Source organism: Rahnella sp. 2050 (assembly GCF_040544515.1).
In the GTDB taxonomy this organism is placed as follows: domain Bacteria; phylum Pseudomonadota; class Gammaproteobacteria; order Enterobacterales; family Enterobacteriaceae; genus Rahnella; species Rahnella aceris.
Window position 1 is genome coordinate 693,787 of record NZ_JBEPKE010000002.1, and the last position, 25,363, is coordinate 719,149.

At 54.2% G+C, this 25,363-nt stretch carries 22 protein-coding genes and 1 other RNA gene; 16 read left to right on the top strand and 7 right to left on the bottom strand.

The genetic code is table 11. The features are described from left to right. The first annotated feature begins 53 nt into the window (after window positions 1-53). The 5 genes from ABIC79_RS10395 (at window position 54) to ABIC79_RS10415 (ending at window position 7,166) form a co-directional block, all read left to right on the top strand. Window positions 54-3,152 carry a beta-galactosidase gene (locus ABIC79_RS10395; protein WP_126125101.1) on the top strand — a complete coding sequence of 1,033 codons (3,099 nt, stop codon included), beginning with the start codon at window positions 54-56 and terminating at the stop codon, window positions 3,150-3,152. Window positions 3,153-3,212: 60 nt separating this feature from the next. Then, window positions 3,213-4,481, top strand: coding sequence for an MFS transporter (locus ABIC79_RS10400; protein ID WP_013576799.1), 1,269 nt, complete (start codon window positions 3,213-3,215; stop codon window positions 4,479-4,481). A 136-nt stretch (window positions 4,482-4,617) separates the two neighbouring features. Then, window positions 4,618-5,505: a small-conductance mechanosensitive channel MscS gene (gene mscS, locus ABIC79_RS10405; protein WP_013576798.1), complete on the top strand. Its 888-nt coding sequence runs from the start codon at window positions 4,618-4,620 to the stop codon at window positions 5,503-5,505. 181 nt (window positions 5,506-5,686) lie between these two features. Next, complete coding sequence (gene argO / locus ABIC79_RS10410) at window positions 5,687-6,304, top strand: arginine exporter ArgO (RefSeq protein WP_015690338.1); 618 nt, start codon at window positions 5,687-5,689, stop codon at window positions 6,302-6,304. Window positions 6,305-6,407: 103 nt separating this feature from the next. After that, window positions 6,408-7,166 (top strand): oxidative stress defense protein, encoded by a 759-nt coding sequence (locus ABIC79_RS10415; RefSeq protein WP_112150874.1) that lies wholly within the window; start codon window positions 6,408-6,410, stop codon window positions 7,164-7,166. Window positions 7,167-7,223: 57 nt separating this feature from the next. Here ABIC79_RS10415 and ABIC79_RS10420 read toward each other — a convergent pair whose 3' ends face one another. Further along, window positions 7,224-8,066, bottom strand: a complete 843-nt coding sequence (locus ABIC79_RS10420) for an SDR family oxidoreductase (protein WP_015690336.1) — start codon at window positions 8,064-8,066, stop codon at window positions 7,224-7,226. A gap of 106 nt (window positions 8,067-8,172) precedes the next feature. Between ABIC79_RS10420 and ABIC79_RS10425 the strand changes: the two genes are divergently transcribed. Continuing rightward, window positions 8,173-9,081 (top strand): LysR family transcriptional regulator, encoded by a 909-nt coding sequence (locus tag ABIC79_RS10425; protein ID WP_015690335.1) that lies wholly within the window; start codon window positions 8,173-8,175, stop codon window positions 9,079-9,081. 28 nt (window positions 9,082-9,109) lie between these two features. On the opposite strand, the gene ABIC79_RS10430 is transcribed toward ABIC79_RS10425, so the two are convergent. Beyond that, window positions 9,110-10,012, bottom strand: coding sequence for a LysR family transcriptional regulator ArgP (locus ABIC79_RS10430; RefSeq protein ID WP_013576793.1), 903 nt, complete (start codon window positions 10,010-10,012; stop codon window positions 9,110-9,112). Between the two features lie 227 nt (window positions 10,013-10,239). Between ABIC79_RS10430 and rpiA the strand changes: the two genes are divergently transcribed. Together rpiA and serA are read left to right on the top strand one after the other, a co-directional pair. Next, window positions 10,240-10,902: a ribose-5-phosphate isomerase RpiA gene (gene rpiA, locus ABIC79_RS10435; protein ID WP_013576792.1), complete on the top strand. Its 663-nt coding sequence runs from the start codon at window positions 10,240-10,242 to the stop codon at window positions 10,900-10,902. 350 nt (window positions 10,903-11,252) lie between these two features. Further along, window positions 11,253-12,491: a phosphoglycerate dehydrogenase gene (gene serA, locus ABIC79_RS10440; RefSeq protein ID WP_013576791.1), complete on the top strand. Its 1,239-nt coding sequence runs from the start codon at window positions 11,253-11,255 to the stop codon at window positions 12,489-12,491. Between the two features lie 111 nt (window positions 12,492-12,602). On the opposite strand, the gene ydgU is transcribed toward serA, so the two are convergent. The 5 genes from ydgU to zapA form a co-directional block, all read right to left on the bottom strand. Further along, window positions 12,603-12,686, bottom strand: a complete 84-nt coding sequence (gene ydgU / locus ABIC79_RS25630) for a small membrane protein YdgU (RefSeq protein ID WP_455567026.1) — start codon at window positions 12,684-12,686, stop codon at window positions 12,603-12,605. A gap of 116 nt (window positions 12,687-12,802) precedes the next feature. After that, the gene (gene asr / locus ABIC79_RS10445) at window positions 12,803-13,213 is read right to left on the bottom strand and encodes an acid resistance repetitive basic protein Asr (RefSeq protein ID WP_013576790.1); all 411 of its coding nucleotides are present in this window, start codon (window positions 13,211-13,213) and stop codon (window positions 12,803-12,805) included. A gap of 271 nt (window positions 13,214-13,484) precedes the next feature. Continuing rightward, window positions 13,485-14,081 carry a 5-formyltetrahydrofolate cyclo-ligase gene (locus ABIC79_RS10450; protein WP_119261923.1) on the bottom strand — a complete coding sequence of 199 codons (597 nt, stop codon included), beginning with the start codon at window positions 14,079-14,081 and terminating at the stop codon, window positions 13,485-13,487. Between the two features lie 39 nt (window positions 14,082-14,120). Then, a non-coding RNA gene (ssrS, locus tag ABIC79_RS10455) (6S RNA) lies at window positions 14,121-14,304 on the bottom strand. A gap of 47 nt (window positions 14,305-14,351) precedes the next feature. After that, window positions 14,352-14,681, bottom strand: a complete 330-nt coding sequence (gene zapA / locus ABIC79_RS10460; protein WP_013576788.1) for a cell division protein ZapA — start codon at window positions 14,679-14,681, stop codon at window positions 14,352-14,354. Window positions 14,682-14,934: 253 nt separating this feature from the next. Between zapA and ABIC79_RS10465 the strand changes: the two genes are divergently transcribed. The 8 genes from ABIC79_RS10465 (at window position 14,935) to ABIC79_RS10500 (ending at window position 25,253) form a co-directional block, all read left to right on the top strand. Then, window positions 14,935-15,507 carry a YecA/YgfB family protein gene (locus tag ABIC79_RS10465; RefSeq protein ID WP_354567051.1) on the top strand — a complete coding sequence of 191 codons (573 nt, stop codon included), beginning with the start codon at window positions 14,935-14,937 and terminating at the stop codon, window positions 15,505-15,507. Window positions 15,508-15,565: 58 nt separating this feature from the next. Further along, the gene (pepP, locus tag ABIC79_RS10470; protein WP_013576786.1) at window positions 15,566-16,882 is read left to right on the top strand and encodes a Xaa-Pro aminopeptidase; all 1,317 of its coding nucleotides are present in this window, start codon (window positions 15,566-15,568) and stop codon (window positions 16,880-16,882) included. 1 nt (window position 16,883) lies between these two features. Continuing rightward, window positions 16,884-18,062, top strand: a complete 1,179-nt coding sequence (ubiH, locus tag ABIC79_RS10475) for a 2-octaprenyl-6-methoxyphenyl hydroxylase (protein WP_013576785.1) — start codon at window positions 16,884-16,886, stop codon at window positions 18,060-18,062. A gap of 17 nt (window positions 18,063-18,079) precedes the next feature. Further along, on the top strand, window positions 18,080-19,306 hold the full coding sequence (gene ubiI / locus ABIC79_RS10480) for an FAD-dependent 2-octaprenylphenol hydroxylase (RefSeq protein ID WP_112150871.1): 1,227 nt from the start codon (window positions 18,080-18,082) through the stop codon (window positions 19,304-19,306). A 452-nt stretch (window positions 19,307-19,758) separates the two neighbouring features. Further along, a complete protein-coding gene (gcvT, locus tag ABIC79_RS10485; RefSeq protein WP_119261922.1) occupies window positions 19,759-20,856 on the top strand; it encodes a glycine cleavage system aminomethyltransferase GcvT in 1,098 nt (365 codons plus the stop codon). 63 nt (window positions 20,857-20,919) lie between these two features. Then, window positions 20,920-21,306: a glycine cleavage system protein GcvH gene (gene gcvH / locus ABIC79_RS10490; RefSeq protein WP_112150869.1), complete on the top strand. Its 387-nt coding sequence runs from the start codon at window positions 20,920-20,922 to the stop codon at window positions 21,304-21,306. Between the two features lie 109 nt (window positions 21,307-21,415). Further along, on the top strand, window positions 21,416-24,289 hold the full coding sequence (gene gcvP, locus ABIC79_RS10495; RefSeq protein ID WP_013576781.1) for an aminomethyl-transferring glycine dehydrogenase: 2,874 nt from the start codon (window positions 21,416-21,418) through the stop codon (window positions 24,287-24,289). 220 nt (window positions 24,290-24,509) lie between these two features. Next, window positions 24,510-25,253, top strand: coding sequence for an SDR family oxidoreductase (locus ABIC79_RS10500; RefSeq protein ID WP_119261921.1), 744 nt, complete (start codon window positions 24,510-24,512; stop codon window positions 25,251-25,253). The last annotated feature ends 110 nt before the right edge of the window (window positions 25,254-25,363 follow it).

Below are 25,363 nucleotides of genomic sequence, written 5' to 3' on the forward strand. Positions count from 1 at the left end.
GTTACGCATGTTTATATTATTGTGAGCGCATAACAATTTACCGGGGAGATATTATGAATCCATCAGCGGAAGATAAATTATCATCGCTGGCCACTGTTCTGGCCCGCCGTGACTGGGAAAAACCGGCCTCGACGCAGTGCAACCGATTACCCGCACACCCGCCGTTCAACAGCTGGCGAAATGCAGAGGAAGCGAGAAGCAACAAGGCTTCAGGAAAAATTCGTAACCTGAATGGCGAGTGGACGTTCAGCTATTTTAACCGTCCTGAAGCCGTGCCGGAGCAATGGCTGCAACAGGATCTGGCTGAGGCCGATGCTGTGCAGGTGCCCTCTAACTGGCAACTGGCGGGATACGACGCGCCGATTTATACCAACGTTCAGTATCCGATCCCGGTCAATCCGCCGTTTGTGCCGGAAGAAAACCCTACCGGTTGTTACTCGCTCACAGTTTCTGTGGATAATGACTGGCTGAGCAGCGGGCAGACGCGCATCGTGTTTAACGGCGTCAATTCTGCGTTCTATTTATGGTGCAACGGTCAGTGGGTCGGCTATTCCCAGGACAGCCGTTTACCGGCGGAATTCGATCTCAGTCATGTGCTGCACGCGGGTGAAAACCGTCTGGCGGTGATGGTGCTGCGCTGGAGCGACGGCAGTTATCTGGAAGATCAGGATATGTGGCGCATGAGCGGCATCTTCCGTGATGTCACCTTGCTGCATAAACCGGCAGAGCAGATCACCGATTTGCAGGTGCGCACGCATCTGTTCCACGGCTTCACGCAGGCCGAGCTGGAAGTACAAGTCAGCGCCGCGGTGCCGCAGGACACCGCAGCTGATTATCAGGTGCGCGTCCAGTTGTGGCAGGGCGATAAACCGGTCGCAGAACATCAGCAACCGCTCGGCAGTGAAATCATTGATGAACGCGGGACGGCATTTGACCGCACCACGCTGCGTCTGCCGGTCAGCCGGCCCGCATTATGGAGCGCTGAACAGCCCGCTTTATACCGTGCTGTCATTTCCCTGATTTCTCCGCAGGGCCAGCTTATTGAAGCCGAGGCCTGTGACGTCGGTTTCCGTCAGGTGGAAATCAGCAACGGGCTGCTGAAAGTGAACGGCCAGCCGGTATTGATCCGCGGCACCAACCGCCACGAACATCATCCTGAAAACGGTCAGGTGATGGATGAGGCCACCATGCGCCGGGACATTGTGCTGATGAAGCAACACAACTTCAACGCCGTGCGCTGCTCGCATTATCCGAACCATCCGCTGTGGTACCGGCTCTGTGACGAATACGGTCTGTACGTCGTGGATGAAGCCAATATCGAAACCCACGGCATGCAGCCGATGAACCGTCTGTCGGATGATCCGGTGTGGTTCAGCGCCTTCAGCGAACGCGTGACGCGCATGGTTCAGCGCGACCGCAATCATCCGTGCATCATCATCTGGTCACTGGGCAATGAGTCCGGTCATGGCGCCACTCATGACGCGCTGTACCGCTGGATCAAATCTGTCGATCCGACCCGTCCGGTGCAGTACGAAGGCGGCGGCGCCAACAGCGCGGCGACCGACATTATCTGCCCGATGTATTCCCGCGTTGAGCAGGATCAGCCGTTCCCGGCGGTACCGAAATGGTCGATTAAAAAGTGGATCAGCATGCCGGACGAAACGCGTCCGCTGATCCTCTGCGAATACGCCCATGCGATGGGCAACAGCTTTGGCGGCTTTGATAAATACTGGAAAGCGTTCCGTCAGTTCCCGCGTCTGCAGGGCGGTTTTGTCTGGGACTGGGTTGATCAGAGTCTGCTGCGCACCAGCGAAAACGGTGAGCGTTATATGGCCTACGGCGGCGATTTTGGTGATACGCCAAATGACCGGCAGTTCTGCATGAACGGTCTGGTATTCGCTGACCGCACTCCGCATCCGTCCTTATTTGAAGCCCAGCGCGCCCAGCAATTTTTCCAGTTCTCGCTCACAGGCACTTCGCCTTTGACGATTGAAATACAAAGCGAATACCTGTTCCGGCACAGTGATAATGAGCAGTTAGTCTGGCGCATCGAACGTGACGGCGAAGTCATTTCGCAGGGCGAGGCGGTACTGAATATCGCGCCCAACGGCAAACAAACCCTGAATCTGGGGGATATACCGCAGGCAGAAGGCGATTTGTGGCTGAATGTTGCGGTACACCAGCCACAGGCGACCGCGTGGTCAGAAGCCGGACACCGCAGTGCCTGGGATCAATGGCAGTTGCCGCAACCGCTGATATTGCCGGTGCCGGAAAAAATCTCTGCCGCCACGCCGGTTCTCGATCAGCAAGGTGATGTGATTTCCGTACTGCACGGCGCGCAGTGCTGGCAGTTCAGTCAGCAAAGCGGATTGCTGGAACAGTGGTTCGATGGTAAAACGCCGCGCCTGCTTTCCGCCTTGCGCGACCAGTTTGTCCGTGCGCCGGTAGATAACGATATCGGTGTCAGCGAAGTCACCCGTATTGACCCGAATGCCTGGGTTGAGCGCTGGAAAGCAGCGGGTATGTACCACCTGGAATCGCGTTTATTAAACATCTCCGCCGATCAGTTACAGGACGGGGTAGTGATCACGACCACTCACGCGTTTATGGCGGAGGAAGAAACGCGCCTGCTGAGCCGCAAGATTTTCCGCATTGATAATCAGGGCGAACTGCATATCAGCGCGGAGGTTCGCGTGGCATCAAACGTGCCGTCACCGGGGCGCATTGGCCTGACCTGTCAGTTGGCTGAAACCGCAAAAAACGTTAGCTGGCTGGGCCTGGGACCGCATGAAAACTACCCGGATCGCCGTCTGGCTGCGCAGCACGGGCGCTGGAATTTGCCGTTGACCGAGATGTACACGCCTTACGTTTTCCCGACCGAAAACGGTCTGCGCGGAGAGACCCGTGAGCTGGATTACGCCGGATGGACGCTGCGTGGCAATTTCCACTTTGGCCTGAGCCGCTACAGCCTGCAACAGTTGATGGACACCAGCCATCGTCACCTGTTGCGTGAAGAAGAGGGCACCTGGCTGAACATCGACGGCTTCCATATGGGCGTCGGCGGTGATGATTCGTGGAGCCCGAGCGTCAGCCCTGATTTCCTGCTGACAGCCGGTCAGTACCATTATTCGTTCACCTGGAAACGTGCCTGACAGCCTGCGCCGCCATGTTAATCCCCGGCGGCGCGATATTCAGACGTAAGGAAAATGCTTATGTATTACCTGAAAAATACTAACTTTTGGATGTTCGGGCTGTTCTTCTTCTTTTACTTTTTCATCATGGGTGCTTATTTCCCGTTCTTCCCGATCTGGCTGCATGATATTAATCAGATCAGCAAAAGCGACACCGGCATTATCTTCGCCAGCATTTCGCTGTTCTCACTGTTGTTCCAGCCGGTGTTTGGTTTACTCGCCGATAAACTGGGGCTGAAAAAGCATTTGCTGTGGATCATCACCGGCATGTTGATCCTGTTTGCGCCATTCTTTATCTACGTGTTTGGGCCGTTACTGAAAATTAATATCTATCTCGGTTCGGTGGTGGGCGGGATTTACCTTGGCCTGATTTACAACGCCGGTGCGCCTGCGATTGAAGCCTATATCGAGAAAGTCAGCCGTCGCAGCAGCTTTGAATTTGGCCGTGCACGTATGTTCGGTTGTGTCGGCTGGGCGCTTTGCGCATCGGTGGTCGGCATCATGTTTACCATCAACAATGAATTTGTGTTCTGGCTCGGCTCCGGCTGTGCGGTGATCCTCGCCATCCTGTTGCTGATCGCCAAACCGGAAGTCACGTCCAGCGCGCGCGTGGCCAACGAACTGGGGGCGAACAGCAAACCGTTCAATCTCAAACTCGCCCTCGAACTGCTGAAAGACAAGAAGCTGTGGTTCCTGGCGCTGTACGTCATCGGTGTTTCCTGTACGTACGACGTGTTCGATCAGCAGTTTGCCAACTTCTTTACCTCCTTCTTCACGTCATCTTCTGAAGGGACGCGCGTCTTTGGCTATGTGACCACGATGGGTGAGCTACTCAACGCCAGCATCATGTTTTTCGCACCGCTGATAGTGAACCGCATTGGTGGCAAGAATGCTTTGCTGCTGGCCGGTACCATCATGTCAGTGCGCATCATCGGCTCGTCTTTCGCGTCATCGCCGCTGGAAGTGGTGGTGCTGAAAACCTTGCACATGTTTGAGGTGCCGTTCCTGATTGTCGGTTGCTTCAAGTACATCACCTCAGTATTTGAAGTGCGTTTCTCGGCGACGATTTATCTGGTGACTTTTTGCTTCTTCAAACAGGTGGCGATCATCTTTATGTCCGTTTTCGCGGGCAACATGTATGACCGAATCGGTTTCCACGGCACCTATCTGATCCTCGGAGTCATCGCGCTGACCTTCACGGTGATTGCTGCCTTTACGCTGAGCGGCCGCGGCCCCCTTCAGGCATTCAAAACCCCTGAACCGTTAAAAAACAGCCACGCAAATTCTTAATTTATCTGAACTCTTTGCTGCGAAATTGGCACTTCATCGCATTGTTAGTTAACCTTACAGGACACTTGCTGCCTCGTTAAACGGGGCAGCTTTGGTTTCTTGCAGCCCGTGAGGGTGTAATTTTGGGGTACTTTAAATGGATGATTTAAACGTTGTGGGCAGCATCAATAATGCTGGCAACTGGTTGGTGAGAAACCAGGCGTTACTGCTTCATTACGCGGTGAATATTGTGGCAGCGATCTTCATTCTGATTGTGGGGATGATTATCGCCCGTGTCGTTTCCGGTGCCGTCAGCCGGGTCTTAAAAGTTCGTGGTATTGACATCACCGTTTCCGACTTCCTTTCCGCCATGGTGCGTTACGCGATTATCGCGTTCACGCTGATTGCGGTTCTGGGGCGGATTGGCGTGCAAACCACGTCCGTGATTGCCGTCATCGGTGCCGCCGGTCTGGCCGTCGGTCTGGCATTACAGGGGTCGCTGTCCAACTTTGCGGCCGGCGTTTTGCTGGTGATCTTCCGTCCGTTCCGTGCCGGTGAATATGTCGATCTCGGCGGCGTGGCCGGTACCGTCACTCAGGTACAAATTTTTTCCACTACCCTGCGTACGCCGGACAACAAAATCATTGTGGTGCCGAATGGTAAAATCATCGCCGGTAACATCATCAATAATTCACGCGAACCGACCAGCCGTATCGAGCTGACGGTGGGCGTGGGTTATGACTCAGACATCGATCTGGTGAAAACGATCCTGACCGACATCATCACGGCCGATCAGCGTGTTTTGAAAGATAAAGACGTCGTGGTTCGCCTCAACGAAATGGCAGCTTCAACCCTGAATTTCATTGTGTACGCCTGGACCAGCAACGGTGATGCACAGAACGTGAAATGGGATCTGCTGGAATCGTTCAAACGCGCGCTGGATAAAAATAATATCAATATTGCGTATCCGCAGATGGATGTTCACCTGTATCAGGTGGCGAATGCGGCGGGCAACCAGCAGGAAGAACGACGCACTTTCGAATAAAGTATGCTTCCCGGATTCAGATTTTCACAGGCGCCTGCGGGCGCCTTTTTCATGCCTGAAAAATCATCCTGCCACTGATAAGCCAGTCTAATGAGCGATTAGAAATATCCATTTCCTCTTATACCGGCTAAGCCCTTACACTGCGCGCAATCTCTGTTATTCACTCTCTGAAGGATATCCCATGCTGGCTATTTTCCTGCAAGGACTGGCGATGAGCGCCGCGATGATTTTACCCATTGGCCCGCAGAATGCATTTGTGATGAATCAGGGCATCCGTCGTCAGTATCATCTGATGATCGCCGGTTTGTGCGCCCTGAGTGACATCGCGCTGATTTGCGGCGGCATCTTTGGCGGAAGCGCGTTGCTGAGCAAATCTCCGACGTTGCTGTTGCTGGTGAGCTGGGGGGGCGTGGCATTTTTACTGTGGTATGGCTGGGGCGCATTTCGCACGGCATTCAGCAAAAACCCCGAACTGGCGCAGGCTGAAGTGGCGAAGCAAAGTCGCTGGAAAATCGTGGTCAGCATGCTGGCGGTCACCTGGCTGAATCCGCACGTTTATCTCGATACTTTCGTGGTGCTCGGCAGTCTGGGCGGCAGCCTGAGCCATGATGAGCGTTCGTGGTTTGCGCTCGGCGCGGTCAGTGCGTCAGTGATGTGGTTCTTCGGGCTGGCGATCCTCGCCGCCATGCTCGCGCCCTGGCTTAATACCGGCAAAGTGCAGAGGGTGATCAACGTTATCGTCGGCGTGATCATGTGGGGGATTGCAATACAACTGGCGCGTCAGACCGGGGTATTTTGAGTTTTGTCACTAATCTTAGTTTCTGTTGTAACGGATTATGCTACGGTTTCGCAGATTGTTTGACCTATCTATTGCCAGATCTTTGATGATTAATGGAGGCACTGTGAAACTGAAAGCATTGGCTGTAGCAGCGATGTTGGGATTAGGGACATTACCGCTGGCGTTACAGGCGGCAGAATTACCTGCCGGGCCGCACGTCGTGACGTCAGGCACCGCAAGCGTGGATGCCACGCCGGATATCGCGACGCTGGCGATTGAAGTCAGCGTGTCGGCGAACGATTCAGCCAGCGCCAAGAAGCAGGCTGATGAACGCGTGGCAGAGTACTTTGCTTTCCTGCAGAAAAACGGCATTGAGAAAAAAGATATCAATGCGGCGAACCTGCGTACTCAGCCGGAATATAACTACCTGAAAGATGGCACGTCACAGCTCAAGGGCTACCGCGCCGTGCGTCAGGTTCAGGTAACTTTGCGTCAGCTCGACAAGCTGAATGAACTGCTGGATGGCGCGCTGAAATCCGGCCTGAATGAAGTGCGTGCGGTTGAACTGGGCGTCGCCAATCCGGATAAATTCCGTGATGAAGCGCGTCAGAAAGCGATTGAAAACGCCACGCAGCAGGCAAAATCGCTGGCCGAAGGTTTCCATACCAAACTGGGGCCGGTTTACAGCATTCGTTATCACGTTGCTAACTACCAGCCGATGCCGGTGGCGCGTATGTATAAAACCGCCGAAGCCGCAGGGCAGAGCGATGTCGCGCAAACCTACGAGCAGCAAAGTATTCATTTCGACGATCAGGTCGATGTGGTATTCGAATTGCAGCCTCAGGCACCTGCACCTGCACCAGCCCCGGCTCCGGCTCAGTAAGAATGAATCTGTAAAAATGAAAAAACCCGCTCCGGCGGGTTTTTTGTTTCTGACCTTTTATGTTGCCTGTCGGACTTCTTTATCGGCTGAAAACGTCACCTGTTTCTGTGCTTCCAGCACCCGCAATCTTTCTGTCAGCGCCTGGCTGATCGAGGCATAAGCGGTACTGCCCAGCGCCAGACGTAGTGGCGGACTGACGGCATCGGCAGCGGTGATCATCGCCCGGACAGTATTTACCGCGTCACCTTTAATGGCGAAATCACCGGATGCAATCGCCCGGCGTACCTCACCGGCGGGTGTCTTTTCATAGCACGGCAAGGGCGTGGCATGATCCAGCCCGGCGCCAAATTCTGTGCTGGTCGGGCCGGGTTCCACGATCAGGAAATCAATGCCAAACGGTGCCACTTCCTGCGCAACGGATTCGACAAACCCTTCAATCCCCCATTTGGTCGCATGATAAAGACTGAAGTTGGGATAAGCGATCTGTCCGCCTTCCGATGAAACCTGCACAATCCGGCCGCCACCTTGTCCGCGCAGGTAGGGTAAAACGGCGCGGATAAGCTGGATCGAACCCACCAGGTTAGTGGCGATCTGCCTGTCGATTTGTTCGTCACTGGTTTCTTCGCCTGCGCCGAACAGGCCATAACCGGCATTGCTGACCACGACATCAATACGTCCCATCTTAGCGAATGCTCCGGCAACGGCTGCTCTGATTGCCGGAGTGTCTGTGACGTCGAGCGTGATGCTATGCAACTGATCGCCATAGATCGCCTGTAAGGCGTCAAGCGCACCCGGCTTGCGTACGGTGGCGATCACCCGGTCACCGCGCTCAAGTAGCTGTTCAGTGAGCAGGCGTCCAAGGCCGGTCGATGTGCCGGTAATAAACCATGTCTTTGCCATTATCAAATGCCTCTGTTGCAGAAGTTGCCAGACATTCAGGGTAGGGCAATACTATTGTTGCGTTAATACCCAATAACCCGCATGAACAGGTGAATATTCCCCACCAATGAGCAAACCATTATTGAGCAAACCGACCCTGGCAGAACTCAGGGCCTTTATGGCTGTTGCTGAACACCGCAGTTTCCGCCGTGCCGCCGATCTTTTAGGCATTACCCGATCCTCGCTCAGCCATATTATGCGCGGGCTTGAAGATCGTCTTGGCGCACGCCTTTTGCACCGCACGACGCGCAGTGTGTCACTGACCGAAACGGGTGAACGCCTGCTGAAACGGATTAATCCGCTGATGAACGGGCTTGATGCGGCGCTGGAAGACGTAGCAGGCGAGCCGGGGAGGCTGACGGGTGAATTACGTATCAACGGCAGCGAGGGCGCTATCCGCTTGTTGTTGCGCAATATTGTGCCGCAATTCATGGCACGTTATCCCGGTGTGGCGCTGGATCTGGTGGCGGAAGGAAAGCTGGTGGATATTGTCGGGGAAGGGTTTGACGCAGGGATCCGGCTGGGAGAAGCGGTTCCACGGGACATGATCGCTGTGCGGCTCAGCCCCGACATGCGCTTTCTGACCGTGGCTTCGCCGGATTATCTTGCGGCGCATCCCGCCCCTGAAACGCCGGATGATCTCGCCCGCCATCAGTGTCTGCGTCAGCGCCTGCCCAGCGGAAAACGCTATCGCTGGGAGTTCCACAAACGCGGACAGGAAGTGGCGGTGGATGTGCCGGGAAATCTGACGCTGGATAATACGCAGCTGATGATTGAGGCCGCACAGGACGGGCTGGGGATCGCGTATGTTCCTGAAGATTATGCGCAGGTTGCGCTGAAAGAAGGGCGGCTGATTGCAGTGCTGGAAGACTGGTGCCCGCCAATCCCCGGTTTGTTTCTCTACTTCGCGGGCAACCGGCATGTGCCCGCGAGCCTGCGGGCATTGATCGAGATGGTCCGGGAGAAAAGCGGTTAAACGCCGCTTTTCACGCCGGATAATTCTGTCAGTCCTGACGCAACACCTGATGTCCGTGGGCGATCAGTGCATCGGTGACTTTACGCATCATGCGGCTTTCGGGCGCAAAACGGTGCCAGTAAAGCATACGGCGCTGGAACAGGCCGGGCGTCAGGTCGATCAGCTCGCCGCTTTCCAACTCTTTCTCGATTTGCAGATGCGGGATCATGCAGCAGGTGGTGCCCTGACGGGCCAGTTGCACAAAGGCTTCCGACGAGTTAACGATGTGGCACGGCACGCTGCCCGGCGATAAATCGAAGTTCTGTTGCAGGAAGGCCTGATGCATATCGTCCAGATGGTCAAACGCTACCGCAGGCGCTTTCAGCAAGGCGGAGCGGGTAACGCCGTTCGGGAAATAGCGATCAGCAAAAGGTTTCGAACCCACAAACAAATAGTCCAGCGCACCAAGCTGATCCACCAGACAGCTCGGCAGTGGCTGGGGTTGAATACTTACCGCGCCCACCACTTCACCACGACGCAGACGTTCCTGCGTGCGCGTTTCGTCTTCCACCTGTAAATTCAGGCGGATAGGGGAATCAACCAGCACTGATTTCAGCGCCGGTAACAGCCAGGTTGCCAGACTGTCGGCGTTGACCGCCAGTGAAAGCAGCAGAGGTGTATCATTGCTTTCATTGTTGCTGTCACTGCCAAGCCACTCTTCTTCCAGTAATTCCACCTGATGTAACAAGGCCAGTAATTTCTGTCCCTGTTCAGTCGGCCGGGGTGGAACGGTACGAACCAGCAGCGGCTGGCCGAACAAATTTTCCAGTTGCTTAATGCGCTGAGAGACGGCCGATTGTGTGATGCAAAGCTTCTGCGCTGCGCGCTCAAAACCGCGCTCACGGATCACCGCGTCCAGTGCCTGCAGCGTTCTATAGTCCGGGCGTTTCATCGGAGTTCTGTCCCTTAGATTTAATTTTATCCGAACACTATGCCACAGATTGTCAGGATTTGTGGTGAGGAAAATCTTTGTGTTTGCAGCACAATTGCACTTAATAAGTGTGATCTGGCTGCGGTGTTGTTTATCCAAATTGCCGGGACATGCTTTATAATCACCGGCACTCTTCGTTCCACCGAACTATTCACGCCACTTACGTGTTATCAGACAGAGAAGCCATTATGACGCAGGAAGAATTGAAAAAAGCAGTCGGCTGGGCCGCACTGGATTACGTCACGCCGGGCACCATTGTCGGTGTCGGTACCGGATCCACCGCCGCACATTTCATTGATGCACTGGGTTCCATCAAAGGCCAGATTGAAGGTGCGGTTTCAAGCTCCGATGCCTCTACCGCAAAACTGAAGAGTCTGGGTATTCATGTTTTCGACAGCAATGAAGTGGATTCGCTGGATGTGTATGTCGATGGCGCGGATGAAATCAACGGCTCGATGCAGATGATCAAAGGGGGGGGCGCTGCGCTGACCCGCGAAAAAATCATTGCCGCGATTGCCAAAAAATTCATCTGTATCGTGGATGCTTCCAAGCAGGTTGATGTGCTGGGTAAATTCCCGCTGCCGGTGGAAGTGATCCCAATGGCGCGCTCTTATGTTGCGCGTGAACTGGTTAAACTCGGCGGCCTGCCGGAATACCGCCAGAATGTGCTGACAGACAATGGCAATGTGATCCTTGATGTGCATAACCTGAACATTCTTGATGCCGTCGCGATGGAAAATAAGATCAACAGTATTGCCGGTGTTGTGACTGTCGGCCTGTTCGCCAACCGGGGTGCTGACGTGGCGCTGGTCGGGACTTCTGAAGGTGTCAAAACCGTCAAACTGAAGTAATCAGAATATAAGCAGAAGATCTGGCTGCTTTAGGGCAAGGCAGCCAGCCTAAGCCTCGTCATTGCGCTGTCATAACGCAATGTTATGAAGATGATAATTTTCTGACTGAATCATCTTTTCTTCAAAGGCTTTAATTTGGTGACTTATGTCACATTTCTGTATTTCTCCTCCTGAACGTCTGGCACAGTAAAATTGAACCAGCATGAAATGCTAAAAACCGGCAGGCGTGCTGAGCCTTCTGCTGGGGGGCAGGCAATCGTTTGTATTGATGATGGCGGATTTTTTGTTATGTTGACTGTGAGCAGTCATCTTGCAGTTCGAATTCAGCCAGAAAAATATAGGGTCGGGAAATGGCAAAAGTATCACTTGAGAAAGACAAGATTAAATTTTTGTTAGTGGAAGGCGTCCACCAAAGTGCGGTTGATACACTCCGTGCCGCGGGTTACACCAATATTGAATTTCACAAAGGTGCTTTAGACACGCAATCGCTGAAAGAATCGATCCGTGATGCGCACTTTGTTGGACTCCGATCGCGTACTCAGCTGACTGAAGAAGTGTTCCAGGCAGCAGAAAAACTGGTGGCTGTTGGGTGTTTCTGTATCGGCACCAATCAGGTAGATCTGAAAGCTGCGACCCGTCGCGGTATTCCGGTCTTTAACGCACCCTTCTCCAACACCCGTTCGGTTGCCGAAATGGTGCTGGGCGAAATGCTGCTGATGATGCGTGGCATTCCTGAAGCTAACGCCAAGGCGCACCGTGGTGTCTGGAACAAATTAGCCGTCGGCTCGTTCGAAGCGCGCGGCAAGCGTCTGGGCATTATCGGTTACGGCCACATTGGTACGCAACTGGGGATCCTGGCGGAAAGCCTGGGGATGCGCGTCTTCTATTATGACATCGAAAGCAAACTGCCTTTGGGCAACGCGCAGCCGATTGCCACACTGGAAGAATTGCTCAATACCAGCGACGTGGTCACGCTGCATGTGCCGGAAACAGCCGGAACCAAAGACATGATCTCCGAGTTGCAACTGGCGCAGATGAAGCCGGGCGCGTTGTTAATCAACGCCTCACGCGGTACGGTCATCGACATTCCTGCTCTGTGCAATGCGCTGCGTAACAAACATCTTTCCGGTGCGGCTATCGACGTTTTCCCGGAAGAACCGGCGACTAACAGTGACCCGTTCAATTCTCCGCTGTGTGAATTTGACAACGTGCTGCTGACGCCGCATATCGGCGGTTCAACGATGGAAGCGCAGGAAGGTATCGGCCTCGAAGTGGCAGGCAAACTGGCGAAATACTCTGACAACGGTTCTACACTGTCAGCGGTCAACTTCCCGGAAGCGTCTCTGCCAGCGCACACCGAGAAAGCCAGCCGTCTGCTGCATATCCACGAAAATCGTCCGGGTGTGCTGACCAGCATCAACCAGATTTTTGCGGAACAGGGTATCAACATTGCTGCGCAGTACCTGCAAACCAGCCCAGAAATCGGTTATGTGGTGATTGATGCGGAAACGGATATCAATACGCTGACTACCGCGCTGCAACTGATGAAGGCGATTCCGGGAACCATTCGTGCCCGTTTGCTTTACTGATAAGCCTTTCTGAAACAGACAAAATACCAACCGCCGAAAGGCGGTTTTTTGTTTTATGGCATCAGGGCGTTAAAAAATGTCTGCAGAGGGAATAAAGGGGGGATCAAAACGTCAGAAGTAAAAGGACAGGGTAATCAGACCGCAGAGGATCATTGATGAAAAAGTGATTTCGAACAGGTAGCGGCGCAGCATCATCTGTCAGTACCTCAGGGCAGAAAACGGAGAAAAAAACACCCGGCGAACCGGGTGTTAAATTTTTCAGTCTTGATAAGAGTGAACAGATTCGTTCACAAAGACTTCTTAGTGACTTCTTATGCTGCCGGAGTTGCTTTAGCCGGAGCAGCTTTCTTAGCATGTTTCACGTGCTTTTTAGCCGCCTGCGCCTTCTGAGCAACAGGAGCAGCTTTCTTAGCGTGTTTCACGTGCTTCTTAGCCGCCTGCGCTTTCTGAGCAACAGGAGCCGCTTTTTTAGCGTGTTTCACGTGTTTCTTAGCCGCCTGCGCCTTCTGAGCGACTGGCGCTTTTTTAGCGGCTTTTTTGTGTTTCTTGGCAGCTTGCGCTTTCTGAACAGGTTTCTTGTGTGCTTTATGCTTAGTGGCATGAGCCGGAGCTGCGGTGGTTGTGGTAGCAGCAGGTGCCGGCGTTGCGGTAGTTTCAGCAGCGAAAGCGACAGAAGACAGGCCCATTGCAGCGGCTACAACCAGAGCTAATACTTTTTTCATCTTTAATTCCTCAGGGATCTTGGTTTGTGTGTCTACCCCACTGCGGGGCCGATGTGAGAATAATAGGCGTGACAAACCTTGCTGTCCGTGAGTGATTGGTTTCGGCATGTAACGGTATGTATAAAGAGAAAGTATTATTAATTTCAATTGGTTGGGTTTTTAAAAAGCGAGGGAGACGTGCGGATTTCAAGCTTAGTTACAACATACTTATGAGGTGTGCTTTCTATTTCTGGCTGGCACTCTGCTTACCGTGGATTTATATCGTCTGGCATCACCATCTCCACACTTTTCCAGGCGTGATGACCTCAGGTAAAGGCACATCCCAGTGTTCCACCGGTAAAGCATCGACATGCTGACAATCGTGCGCTAATCCGATCGGATACGGCCCGCCTTCTTTCCAGCGCTCAAGTGTGCGGTCATAAAAGCCACCACCCATACCTAAACGTTGCCCCGCACTGTCGAACGCCACCAGCGGTGTCAGGATGATATCAAGCTGCGCCAGTGGGATCACCTGCGTGACATCCAGTTGTGGCTCAAGAATGTTGAGCCGGTTGCGCACCAGCGTCGTATCGGGCGTATAACGCAGAAAAAGCAGATTACCCGGCGAGAAAGGGTGCAGCACTGGCAGACAAAGCTGTTTGCCTTCGTTCCACAAACGGGCGATCAACGGTGCGGTATCCAGCTCACCATCAAAGGACAGAAACAGGGAGACTGAACTGGCGGACTGAATTTTCGGATGGGTTGCAACGCGTTCTGCAGCCTGCAGCGCAAAATGAGTTTGCTGTTCAGCGGTCAGCGTATTTCTGCGTTGGCGTATTTCACTGCGGATGGTTTGTCGGGCAGAAGCAAAAAGCGGCGTGTAGGGCATAGATACAAACACCAGAAAGGGATGTACCAAAAAGAAAGGGGAATCTCCGAGATGCCGTCGCAGGCTGTAACCCTTGAACCCATGGTTCAAGGTGAACGTGCTGTCGCAATCTTTAGGCTTCTCGGACGGACCGAGCATGCGCACCGATTACGGATCATCACATTCTGTTGGTACTAATTATCGGCTCAGGGGACGGGCCCGCTGGCGAACATCTCAGAGAAATTTTTTACCGTTTCTGACGACCTGTGACCAGTCAGTCAGCAACGTGTGTTATTCGAAAGGCGCCCCTTCACGTTCAGAGATCCGGCCTTGTTCGAGCAATGCCTGCTCGATGGTTTGTTGCAACATCCGTATACGTTGTTCCATATTGGATGCGTAGTCGCGCGTTTTCAACCTTTCCTGAGCAAGTTCGTGACATACGTTCAATGCCGCGATGAATACCAGTTGCTCCGTATTGGTGACTCTAGTGCGAACTTTCAGATCTTGCAACCGCTGATTAAGATCTTCAGCTGCCAGATTCAGTGCTTCCTGTTGTTCTGGCGGACAATTCACCCGTAAAGAGCGACCAAAAATTTGAATATCTACCGGTTGTGCAGACATGCCACCTTCCTGCTGATTTATTCGTCCGCCCCAACGTGACCACTACGACCTGGCGCAGGATGTTGGAAGCGGGCGCCACTATAACTATCTCAATACCAGGTTACAACCCCATGACCGGCTGACTGCTGCCCGATTGTTCAGAGCGTGCCATTCATGTTTAAGACCACCTCATCACGGGCTGCTAATCTGGTACTACGACAGACCTTGGTGGTAGCATAACACGAACTTAACCTGCCAACGATGGCGAATGCGCATGTCTATAGAGAATACTTACCCTACTTACGATTCGTTGGATCAAAACCTGAAACAACAATCGGTTGCTTTGACCGCAGCAGAAATGCACGGTTTGATCAGTGGTTTGCTGTGCGGTGGCAATCGCGACGGCAGCTGGCTGACGATGGTGCATGATCTGACTAACGAAGGTATGGCCTTCCCGCACACGCTGGCAGATTTGCTGCAACAATTGCGCAAAGTGACGTCAGACACTCTCGAAGATGACAGCTTCGAATTCAAAATGTTGATGCCCGACGATGAAAAACACATCTTTGAGCGTGCCGATGCGCTGGCCGGATGGGTTAACCATTTCCTGCTTGGCCTGGGCATGATGCAGCCAAAACTCGCCAAAGTGAAAGGCGAAGTCGGTGAAGCGATCGACGATTTGCGCAGCATCGCGCAACTGGGCTACGACGAAGATGAAGATCAGGAACAACTGGTGCAATCTTTAGAGGAAGTGGTGGAGTACGTCCGTGTTGCCGCCATTCTGTGCTTTGGTGAATTTGGCCACAGCCGCCCGACGGCTGCGGAAAATCACCGTACTTTGCATTGATGGTACATTGCATTACATAAACTGATTGCACTCATTAAAACGATTTCAGGAGAAGGTGATGACTCAGCAAGAGTACGAGAATCGTCGTCAGGCGCTGTTAGCGAAGATGGCCCCGGGAAGTGCTGCGGTAATTTTTTCTGCGCCCGAAGCACCACGCAGTGCCGACAGTGAATACCCGTATCGTCAGAGCAGTGATTTCTGGTATTTCACCGGTTTCAATGAGCCGGAAGCGGTATTGATCCTGGTGAAAAGTGATGAAAATCATAACCACAGCGTCCTGTTTAACCGCGTCCGTGATCTCACCGCTGAAATCTGGTTTGGTCGTCGTTTAGGTCAGGAAGCCGCGCCCGCCAGGCTTGGCGTGACCAAAGCGCTGCCTTTTGATGATATCAACGATCAGCTTCATCTGCTGCTTAACGGTCTCGACGTGCTGTATCACGCACAGGGCGATTACGCCTATGCGGATGAAATCGTTAACCGTGCCATGGAAAAACTGCGCAAAGGCTTCCGTCAGAATCTCTCGGCCCCGGCCACTGTCACCGACTGGCGTCCGTGGGTGCATGACATGCGCCTGTTCAAATCGGCTGAAGAGATTGCCGTTATGCGCCGCGCCGGACACATCACCGCGCTGGCCCATACCCGTGCGATGGAAAAATGCCGTCCGGGCATGTTCGAATATCAGCTTGAAGGCGAGATTCATCACGAATTCACCCGTCACGGTGCACGTTATCCTTCCTATAACACCATTGTGGGCGGCGGCGAAAACGGCTGCATCCTGCATTACACCGAAAACGAATGTGAACTGCGTGACGGCGATTTAGTGCTGATTGACGCTGGTTGTGAATATCAGGGTTATGCCGGTGATATCACCCGCACGTTCCCGGTGAACGGCAAATTCAGCAAAGCGCAGCGCGAAATCTACGACATCGTGCTGGCGTCAGAATATAAAGCGCTGGAAGTGTTCGGGCCGGGCAGCAGCATTCAGGCCGCGACCGAAGCCGCAGTTCGCGTGATGATTGAAGGTCTGGTCAAACTGGGCGTGATGAAAGGTGATGTTGAAACCCTTTACGCGGAGCAGGCACACCGCCAGTTCTTCATGCACGGTCTTTCCCACTGGCTGGGGCTGGACGTTCATGATGTCGGCCATTATGGCTCAGTGGATCGCAGCCGTACGCTGGAGCCGGGCATGGTGCTGACCGTTGAACCGGGTCTGTATATCGCGCCGGATGCCGACGTACCGGAAGCGTACCGCGGCATCGGTATCCGTATTGAAGACGACATTCTGATCACCACCACCGGTATTGAAATTCTGACCGGCGATGTGGTGAAAGAAGCCGATGATATTGAAGCGTTAATGGCGGCGGCAAAGAAATAATATGAGCATCGTAATTGTTGGCGGCGGCATGACCGGTGCCACGCTGGCGCTGGCGATTTCCTCGCTGACGCAGGGACGTTTGGCGGTGCATCTGGTGGAAGCCACTGCGCCGGAACATCACGGACACCCGGGCTTTGATGCCCGCTCGATTGCGCTGGCACAGGGAACCTGCCAGCAATTATCGCGGGTGGGGATCTGGTCTGCCCTGGCGGCAATCGCCACGCCAATCCGTGATATCCATGTCAGCGATCGTGGTCACGCGGCCTTTGTGAATCTCAATGCCGCGCATTATGGCGTCGAGGCGCTGGGGCAGGTGGTTGAGTTGCATGAAGTCGGTAAGCGCCTGTTTGCGATGCTGAAAAATGCACCCGGCGTCACGCTGCATTGTCCGGCGAAAGTTATGGATGTCGCGCGTTCACAAGATTCCGCCAGCGTGACGCTCGACAGCGGTCAAACGCTGACAGCACAGCTTTTGGTGGCCGCTGACGGTTCGCATTCTTCGCTGGCAAAAGCCTGCAATATTGGCTGGCAGCGTGAAGATTATGGCCAGATTGCCGTCATCGCCAACGTGGCGACCAGCGAGCCGCACCACAATCGTGCTTTCGAGCGTTTCACCCAACACGGTCCGCTGGCACTGCTGCCGATGTCCGATGGCCGCAGTTCACTGGTCTGGTGTCATCCGCGCGAAGCGAAAGGCAAGATTGATCACTGGAGCGAAGCGCAGTTCCTCAGTGAGTTGCAAAAAGCTTTCGGCTGGCGACTGGGCACCTTCCGGCAGGCCGGTAAACGGTTCAGTTATCCGCTGCAATTACAGCAAGCCAATAGTCACATCAGCCACCGTCTGGCGCTGGTTGGCAACGCGGCGCAAACGCTGCATCCGATTGCCGGACAGGGTTTTAACCTCGGTCTGCGTGACGTCATGACGCTGGCGGAAACACTGGCTAATGCTGCTGCACAAGGTGCCGATGTCGGCAGTTACCGCGTGCTGAGTGAATATCAGCAGCGCCGTCAGCCCGATCAGCAGGCAACCGTCGGCGTTACCGATGGCTTGATCCACCTCTTTGCCAACCGCTGGCTGCCGTTAATGGTCGGGCGCAATCTCGGTTTACTGGCGATGGAAGGCATTACGCCATTACGCGATGCTTTCACTCGCAGAACGTTAGGTTGGGTTGACCGTTAATCCCTACAGGAAAAATTATGCAATCTTTTGATGTGGTTATCGCCGGTGGCGGAATGGTTGGTCTGGCGCTGGCGTGCGGATTACAGGGCAGCGGTCTGCGTGTTGCCGTACTGGAAAATCAGCAGCCGGATCTTGATACGCCCTTGCCGGAACAGCCTGGCTTGCGGGTTTCAGCGATCAATGCTGCCAGTGAACGTCTGCTGAAATATATCGGCGTCTGGGACAACATTATTGCGCAGCGTGCCAATGCCTATCAGGGGATGGAAGTCTGGGATCGCGACAGCTTCGGCAAAATCGCGTTCCGCGGCGAAGAATACGGTTTCAGCCATCTGGGCCATATTATTGAAAATCAGGTGATCCACCGCGCCTTGTGGCAACGTGCGGAAAAATCTTCCGACATCACATTGCTCACACCGGCAACACTGAAAAATGTGGCGTGGGGAGAAAATGAAGCCTTCATTACCCTGAGTGATGAACGTCAGCTCAGCGCGCGTTTAGTGGTCGGCGCGGATGGCGCACAGTCGTGGCTGCGTAAGCACGCCGATATTCCGCTGACCTTCTGGGATTATCGCCATCATGCACTGGTGGCGACCATACGCACTGAAGAACCGCACCAGTCTGTCGCAAGGCAGGTATTCCACGGCGAAGGTATTCTGGCATTTCTGCCGCTGGCGGATGCACATCTGTCTTCTATCGTCTGGTCAGTGTCACCGGATGAAGCGCAGCGCCTGAGTGCGCTTGAGCCGGAAGAGTTCAACAAAATCCTTGCCAGTACCTTTGACCTGCGTCTGGGTATTTGTACCGTAGAAAGCGATCGCGTGACCTTTCCGCTGACCGGCCGTTATGCCCGCAGTTTTGCCGGACAACGTCTGGCGCTGGTGGGCGATGCGGCACACACCGTGCATCCGCTGGCCGGGCAGGGTGTCAACTTAGGTTTTATGGATGCCGCAGAACTGGCCTCCGAAATCAAACGCCTGCAAAAAGAAGGCAAAGATTTCGGCCAGCACATGTACCTGCGTCGTTACGAGCGTCGTCGTAAACACAGCGCTGCGCTGATGCTTGCCGGGATGCAGGGCTTCCGCGAACTGTTTGCCGGTGACAATCCGGCCAAAAAACTGCTGCGTGATATTGGCCTGACGCTGGCGGATTCCCTGCCGGGCGTGAAGCCGAAACTGGTCCGCCAGGCAATGGGGCTGAATGATTTACCGGAATGGTTACGGGACGATTCGCTTCGATTGAAATAATCTAATTTTAGCTCAATTTTTCCATTACATTTTCTAATCCGGGGCCGGATTTCTCATTCTGCAAATGGTGAGAAATCCGGCCTTGTCGTTATATAACATCGATACTTTTGATGTTTATTTGTAGATTTTGCGCCACAAACCCCAGTTTACCAGTCAAAAACTCTGCACAATGCCCTTGTGAGATCACTGACATTCATTCTGCTCTGCATATTTTAACTTATGGTTAGCAGGGAGATTCAGTGGTAAGTTCGAGCAAGGGTATCGTTTGCGCCACCACGCAAAATCCCGTCATCATTCGAGCTATCTCCGCGTTGGCTTCCTTCGCGAACCCCGGTCACATACTTATGTATGCTCCCGGGGATTCACTCAGTTGCCGCCTTGATCTAACACGAATGATTTTGGGTTTTTACGTGGTGTGCCGTTTATGCATTTGTATTCAAATGAGGAATAAGATGGTTAAGCAGACTCAGCTTTATGAACAACATGTTGCGTGCGGTGCGCGTATGGTCGATTTCCACGGCTGGATGATGCCTCTGCATTACGGCTCCCAACTGGATGAACACCACATCGTGCGTCAGGATGCCGGTATGTTTGACGTCTCGCACATGACCATTGTCGATCTCCACGGTGCCCGTACCCGTGAATTCCTCCGTTACCTGCTGGCGAACGATGTCGCCAAACTCACCGTTCCCGGCAAAGCGCTCTATACCGGTATGCTCAATGCGTCCGGCGGCGTGATCGACGACCTGATTGTTTACTTCCTCAACGAAAATTATTTCCGTCTGGTGGTTAACTCCGCTACCCGCGAGAAAGATCTGGCATGGATTTCGCAGCATGCAGAACCGTACGCTGTTGAACTGACGGTGCGTGATGATCTGGCGCTGGTCGCTGTACAGGGGCCGCAGGCGAAAGAAAAAGCGGAAACCTTGTTTACCGCCGGGCAAAAACAAGCTGTCGCGGGCATGAAGCCGTTCTTTGGCGTGCAGTCCGGCGACCTGTTTATCGCGACAACCGGTTATACCGGCGAAGCGGGTTATGAAATCGCGCTGCCGCAAGAGCAGGTGGCGGATTTCTGGCAGAAATTGCTGGCAGCAGACGTGAAGCCCGCCGGTCTGGGCGCGCGCGACACGCTGCGTCTGGAAGCCGGTATGAATCTCTACGGTCAGGAAATGGACGAAGGCGTTTCGCCGCTGGCGGCCAACATGGGCTGGACCATCGCCTGGACACCGGAAGACCGTCACTTTATTGGCCGTGACGCACTGGAAAGACAGCGCGAGCAGGGCACCGAACAGCTGGTCGGCCTGGTGATGACCGAGAAAGGTGTATTGCGTAACGAACTGCCGGTGCGATTCACCGACAGCGCGGGCAACACGCTGGAAGGCGTGATCACCAGCGGGTCATTCTCTCCGACGCTGGGCTACAGTATTGCACTGGCACGCGTTCCGGCAGGCATTGGCGAAAATGCCATTGTGCAGATCCGCAACCGTGAAATGCCGGTAAAAGTCACCAAACCCGGTTTTGTCCGTAACGGCAAACCGCTGGTGCAGTAACGAATTCGTGATAAAAATTATCCGGTTAACGCTGAATTAAGCACTTTTTTTGGAGAAAGTAACATGAGCAATGTTCCAGCAGATTTGAAATACGCATCCTCCCACGAGTGGATACGTTCAGAAGGCAACGGCGTTTATACCGTAGGCATCACCGAACACGCACAGGAGTTACTGGGCGATATGGTTTTCGTTGATCTGCCAGAAGTCGGCCGTGAAGTTGCCGCCGGTGAAGATTGCGCCGTGGCTGAATCCGTCAAAGCGGCGTCAGATATTTACTCTCCAATTAGCGGCGAAATCGTTGCAGTTAACAGCGAACTGGAAGGTTCTCCGGAGCTGGTCAACAGCGAGCCATACGGCACCGGTTTCCTGTTCCAGATTAAAGCGTCAGACGAAAGCGAACTGGCCAAGCTGCTTGATGCACAAGCCTACTCAGCGTCCATCGACGAGTAATTACACATTGCATTACCCGCCCCGCAACCCGCTTGCGGGGCAGTTCCAGACCCGTAGCTTTTGTCAGTATCCCAAGACACCTCCAGCAGATTTCAGGAATGCGTAGCAAATGACTCAGACTCTCAGCCAACTCGAACACAGCGAAGCCTTTATCGGCCGCCACATCGGTCCGTCTTCTCAGCAGCAGCAACAGATGCTGGAGACGGTCGGTGCGGATTCTTTAAATGCGCTGATCCAGCAGATCGTTCCGGTCGATATCCAGTTACCTGGCCCGCCGGCTGTCGGTGATGCCGTCACGGAACATCAGGCGCTGGCTGAGCTGAAAGCCATTGCCAGCCAGAATCAACGCTATAAATCCTACATCGGTATGGGTTACAGCGCGGTGCTGACACCGCCGGTTATCCAGCGCAATATGCTGGAAAATCCGGGCTGGTACACCGCGTACACGCCGTATCAGCCGGAAGTATCACAGGGCCGTCTTGAAGCGCTGCTGAACTTCCAGCAACTGACTTTAGACTTAACGGGGCTGGATCTGGCTTCTGCTTCTTTGCTTGATGAAGCGACTGCTGCAGCCGAAGCGATGGCGCTGGCAAAACGTGCCAGCAAACTCAAAGATGCCAACCGTTTCTTCGTGGCAGACGACGTGCATCCGCAAACGCTGGATGTGGTACGCACCCGCGCGGAAACCTTCGGTTTTGACATCATCGTTGATAAAGCCGAAAAAGTGCTCGAGCTGGAAGGCGTGTTCGGCGTGCTGCTGCAGCAGGTTGGCACCACCGGTGAAGTTCACGATTACACCGCGCTGCTGGGCGAACTGAAATCCCGCAAAATTATTACCAGCGTTGCCGCTGATATTATGGCGCTGGTGCTGCTGGCTGCACCGGGCAAGCAGGGCGCAGACGTGGTCTTCGGTTCCGCGCAACGCTTTGGCGTGCCGATGGGCTACGGTGGTCCGCACGCGGCATTCTTCGCCTGTGTAGACGAATTCAAACGTTCCATGCCGGGCCGTATCATCGGGGTTTCCCGTGATGCCGCAGGCAAAACTGCACTGCGTATGGCGATGCAGACCCGCGAGCAACATATCCGCCGCGAAAAAGCCAACTCCAACATTTGTACCTCGCAGGTTTTACTGGCGAATATTGCCAGTCTGTATGCGGTATTCCACGGTCCTGAAGGCCTGAAACGCATTGCGTCACGTATTCACCGTCTGACCGACATTCTGGCCGCTGGCCTGAAACAGGGTGGCCTGACGCTGCGTCATAACACCTGGTTTGACACGCTGACTGTTGAAGTCAAAGACAAAGCCGCCGTGCTGGAACGCGCGCTGAGTTTCGGTCTGAACCTGCGTACTGACATTCACGGCGCAGTCGGTATCACCCTCGACGAAGCCACGTCCCGCGAAGACGTTCAGGTTCTGTTCGCTGCCCTGCTGGGTGACGACAACGGTCTGGATATCGACAAACTGGACAAGGCGGCATCGACCGACAGCAACTCCATTCCTGCTGCTATGCTGCGTGTGGATCCGATCCTGACCCATCCGGTATTCAACCAGTACCACAGCGAAACCGAGATGATGCGTTATATGCACCGTCTGGAGAAAAAAGATCTGGCGCTGAATCAGGCCATGATCCCGCTGGGTTCCTGCACCATGAAACTGAACGCTGCGGCAGAAATGATCCCGATAACCTGGCCGGAATTTGCCGATCTGCACCCGTTCTGTCCGACAGAACAGGCTGGCGGTTATCAGCAGATGATTGGTCAGTTGTCACAATGGCTGGTTCAGCTTACCGGTTACGACGCAGTTTGCATGCAGCCAAACTCCGGCGCGCAGGGCGAATACGCGGGTCTGCTGGCCATCCGTCGTTACCACGAAAGCCGTAACGAAAGCGGTCGTCACATCTGCCTGATCCCAAGTTCAGCGCACGGCACCAACCCGGCTTCCGCGCAGATGGCGAGCATGACCGTCGTAGTGGTTGCGTGTGATAAACAGGGCAACATCGACCTGAGCGACCTGCGTGAGAAAGCGGCGAAAGCGGGCGATGAGCTGTCTTGTATCATGGTGACGTACCCTTCAACGCACGGCGTTTACGAAGAAACTATCCGCGAAGTTTGCCAGATTGTGCATCAGTACGGCGGTCAGGTTTACCTCGACGGCGCGAATATGAACGCACAGGTCGGCATTACCACGCCGGGTTACATCGGCGCGGACGTCTCGCACCTTAACCTGCATAAAACCTTCTGTATCCCGCACGGCGGCGGCGGTCCTGGCATGGGTCCGATTGGGGTGAAAGCGCATCTGGCGCCGTTCGTTCCGGGTCACAGCGTGGTGCAGATTGACGGCGTGCTGACGCAAAACGGCGCGGTTTCTGCGGCACCGTTCGGCAGTGCTTCCATCCTGCCAATCAGCTGGATGTATATCCGCATGATGGGCGCGGAAGGTCTGAAACAAGCCAGCCAGGTGGCAATTCTGAATGCGAACTACATCGCGACCCGTCTGAAAGACGCGTATCCGGTGCTGTATACCGGCCGTGATGGTCGTGTGGCGCACGAATGCATTCTGGATATTCGTCCGCTGAAAGAGACGACCGGTATCAGTGAAATGGATATCGCCAAGCGTCTGATCGACTACGGATTCCATGCCCCGACCATGTCCTTCCCGGTGGCCGGTACGCTGATGGTTGAACCAACCGAATCAGAAAGCAAAGTGGAACTGGATCGCTTCATTGATGCGCTGCTGGCAATCCGCAGTGAAATCGACCGCGTGGCGCAAGGCGAATGGCCGCTGGCAGACAACCCGCTGGTGAATGCACCGCACGTGCAGAACGAGCTGGTCAGCGACTGGAACCATCCGTACACCCGCGAAGTGGCGGTATTCCCGGCCGGTTACGACAACAAGTACTGGCCGACGGTGAAACGTCTGGATGACGTGTACGGGGACAGGAATTTGTTCTGTTCGTGTGTACCGATGTCAGATTACGAGTAAGACGCCGATCTGCTCCTCGCTGAGAAGGGTGAGGAGTAAAAAACTCGGGCTGCTCCCTCCCCTGCGAAGGGGAGGGTTGGGGTGGGGTATTAAGGTCAGAATCCAAAAATTAAAGTTAGCTTTGTCAAAGTGTTAGTCCTTAAAACCCCCTCCCGGCCTCCCCCTTCGCAGGGGGAGGAGTAAGCACTTTCCTCATTTCCCCCAATGGAATCTTACACTCATGAAAATCGCTCTCGTCACCGGCGGCAGTCGCGGTATCGGCCGTGCAACGGCTCTTCTTCTTGCGCAGCAGGGTTACGCCGTCGGTGTGAATTACGTGAATAACGAAACCGCAGCGCAATCTGTCATCAATGAAATCCATCAGTCCGGTGGCAAAGCCATCGCGCTGAAGGCTGATATTTCCGATGAAGCGCAGGTTGTCACGATGTTCAAACAGCTGAGCAACGAACTCGGCCCGGTCACCGCGCTGGTGAATAATGCCGGGATTTTGTTCCAGCAGACGACCATTGAAAATCTCTCTGCTGCACGTATCAACAAAGTGCTGACGACTAACGTGACCGGGTATTTTCTGTGCTGCCGCGAGGCGGTGAAAATCATGTCGCACCGGCATGGCGGAAAAGGCGGGGCGATTGTGAATGTGTCCTCGGCGGCTTCCCGTTTAGGTGCGCCGGGTGAATATGTCGATTACGCGGCATCGAAAGGTGCGGTGGATACCCTGACAACCGGTCTGGCGCTGGAAGTGGCGGCGTACGGTATCCGCGTTAACTGTGTGCGTCCGGGTCTGATCTACACCGAAATGCACGCCAGTGGCGGTGAGCCGGGGCGGGTCGATCGCGTGAAAGCCAATCTGCCGATGCAGCGCGGCGGTCAGCCGGAAGAAGTCGCACAGGCGATTGCCTGGTTGCTGTCGGATTCCGCCTCTTACGCCACCGGCAGCTTTCTCGATCTGGCTGGCGGCAGATAGTCAGCGTAAATCATTGATAGCGGGGTTCGCTCCCCGTTCACTCCCCCAAAACGGTCAAATCCACACAACCGGTCATTAACGGTCATTAAATTGCACGAGGAATTGTGACC